Source organism: Dyadobacter sp. (genome assembly GCF_051859145.1).
In the GTDB taxonomy this organism is placed as follows: Bacteria; Bacteroidota; Bacteroidia; order Cytophagales; family Spirosomataceae; genus Dyadobacter.
Map to the genome: position 1 here is coordinate 1 of NZ_JBHYGF010000491.1, position 2,500 is coordinate 2,500.

Annotated in this window: 2 protein-coding genes; one reads left to right on the top strand and one right to left on the bottom strand. The window is 49.5% G+C overall.

The window, feature by feature from the left end; all coding sequences use genetic code 11:
- Positions 1-1,173: ABC transporter permease (locus ACTIE6_RS22615; protein WP_439558789.1), on the bottom strand; the 1,173-nt coding region annotated here is incomplete at its 3' end.
- Between the two features lie 271 nt (positions 1,174-1,444).
- Between ACTIE6_RS22615 and ACTIE6_RS22620 the strand changes: the two genes are divergently transcribed.
- Positions 1,445-2,500 (top strand): ABC transporter permease (locus tag ACTIE6_RS22620; RefSeq protein ID WP_439558790.1); only part of this gene is annotated, 1,056 nt, incomplete at its 3' end.

The following is a 2,500-nucleotide window of genomic DNA, read 5'->3' on the forward strand; positions in this document are numbered from 1 at the left end:
GCCGGCAACCAACCCGGTAACTACAAGCAAACCTGCCAGTGCTCCCCAAAATACAGGCTCCCGGAACGGCAGCACGATTTGTTTTTCAGTCAAATTATTGAATGCGGGCAATGTGAGCGCAACCAGCAAAACGGCCAGCAGGACAGAAAAGATCGCCAGCAAAATCGCCTCGCCCATAAACTGCCCCACGAGCATGGAACGCATCGCGCCCACCACTTTACGCACGCCCACTTCCTTCGCGCGCTTCGCCGAACGTGCAGTGGCCAGGTTCATAAAATTAATGCAGGCAATAAGGAGGATAAAAATCGCTACGAAGCTGAACAGGCGCACATATTCAATGCGCCCGCCGTCCATTTTTGCGTCTTTGATATTGCTGTTCAGATAATATTCGTGAAACGGCTGCATAGCCAGCTGGGTCTTGAAAGGTTTGCCTTCGTCGCGGTTATATTTATCGAGCAAATGCCTGATTTTCGCCTCTACCTTCGCGGGATCTGCATCGGGCCGGATCATAAAAAAAGTAAGCGGGTCGGTAGTGCCCCAATCTTTGGCCCAATCATTATCAGCTACAAAACCGTCCCAGTTTTGAAGGCAGTCGAATTTCAATGTGCTGTTTCCGGGTATGTTTTCAAAAACTGCACTGACCATCAAATCTTTCCGGTTATCGAGCCGGATTGCCTTGCCCATTGCCGCCTCCGGACTTCCGAAGAAGGTAATTGCCATGTTTCTGGAAATCGCCAGGCTGTTCGGGTCTTTCAAGGCTGCATCAGGCGTTCCCTGCAAGAGCTGAAAGCTGAACATTTTGAAAAAATCGGCACTGACTGCATTCGTTAGCTGTTTGTTGATCTTATCGCCTACCGAAAAGGTCTGGTTACTGGCCCATTCAAATGGCGTCGAAAGTTGTATTTCAGGCACCGATTTCTTCAACTCCTCTGCCAGCGGACCGGGCGTCCAGATTACACCCTGGACTTTTCCGCTGAAATATTCCTTCATATAAATCCGGTACAACTGCTGTTTATTGGCATGAAAAGCATCAACGCCCAATTCGTCTTTGATCCAGAGCATGATCATGAGGCTGCACGCCATTCCCAATGCGAGACCGAGCACATTGATGCCTGAAAAAGTTTTGCTGCGGGCAAGGTTGCGGAAAGCGATCTTGAAGTAATTGCGTAGCATATCGGAGCGGGTTAAAGCAGAATGGGTACTCACACGAAGATTTCGCCTATGTGATCAATTAAATGCCATGCCATTTTTTGAACGCACCTTAAACGGCTGCCAGCAAGCAATTTGACTGGTATTTCAGTGCTAACCCTCCTCCGCATTGTTCACAACCGGACGCGGCGCTGTGCACTAGCGGACATTCCAGCAGTACAAACCGGGGTTTAAGCGTCTTCCGGGCACATCGCAGAAATGGTAAGGTATTTGCCCGCATTCAGTGGTAAAGCGCTTGAATAAAAAGGACCTAACCCTGATCAATATGCTGTATAACTATATCAAAGTCGCGTTCCGAAACCTCGCTAAGAACAGCACTTATTCCGCGATCAACATCGCCGGATTGTCCATTGGTATGACCACCGTCATCCTGATCAGCCTTTGGATGTGGGATGAGCTTTCGTACAACAAATACCATCAAAACTATGACCGCATTGCGCGCGTCATGCAGCATCAAACCTACAACGGTACCACCACCACCACGCAGGCAACTCCCCTGCCGATGCGGGAGGCGCTCGCCACTGAACATGCCAGCGAATTCAGCCGCATTGCATCCTCTTCATGGACCGAGGACCACATACTGGCCTTTGGGGACAAGAAAATTTCACGAAAAGGAAACTGCGTTGAACCCGACTTTACAACTATGATGTCACTCAGGATCATCAAAGGCACAGCCACCGGCCTTAAAGATCCATCCTCTACCCTGCTCTCCGAGTCGGTGGCCAGGGCGCTGTTTGGTGATGAAGATCCCATTAACAAGTCTGTGAGGGTTGACAATAAACGCTATTTCAAAGTGACCGGCATTTATGAGGATATTCCTTACGATACCGAGTTTCGGGAAGTGGCATTTTTGTTGCCCTGGAAATATTTTGTAGAGGAAGAGCCCTGGGTCAAACGCTCCGAAACCAACTGGGGAAATAACTCATTTTTGTTGCTCGTACAGATAGCGCCCCACACCAGCTTTGAGCAGGTAAGCGCCAAAATTGAGAAAATCAAAGCCCGTCACGCCAAAGAAGAAGCAAGATTTGACCCAAAAGCATTCCTGCATCCCATGAGCCGCTGGCATCTTTATTCGGAATGGGAAAATGGCGTGGCAGTCCGCGGACAGATCCAGTTTGTCTGGCTTTTCGGTGTGATCGGCTTGTTCGTGCTGCTGCTGGCTTGTATCAATTTCATGAATTTGTCGACCGCCCGATCGCAGAAACGCGCCAAAGAAGTAGGTATCCGTAAGGCGGTAGGTTCAATGCGCAGCCAGCTCATTGCCCAGTTTTTCAGCGAATCCATCATGGTT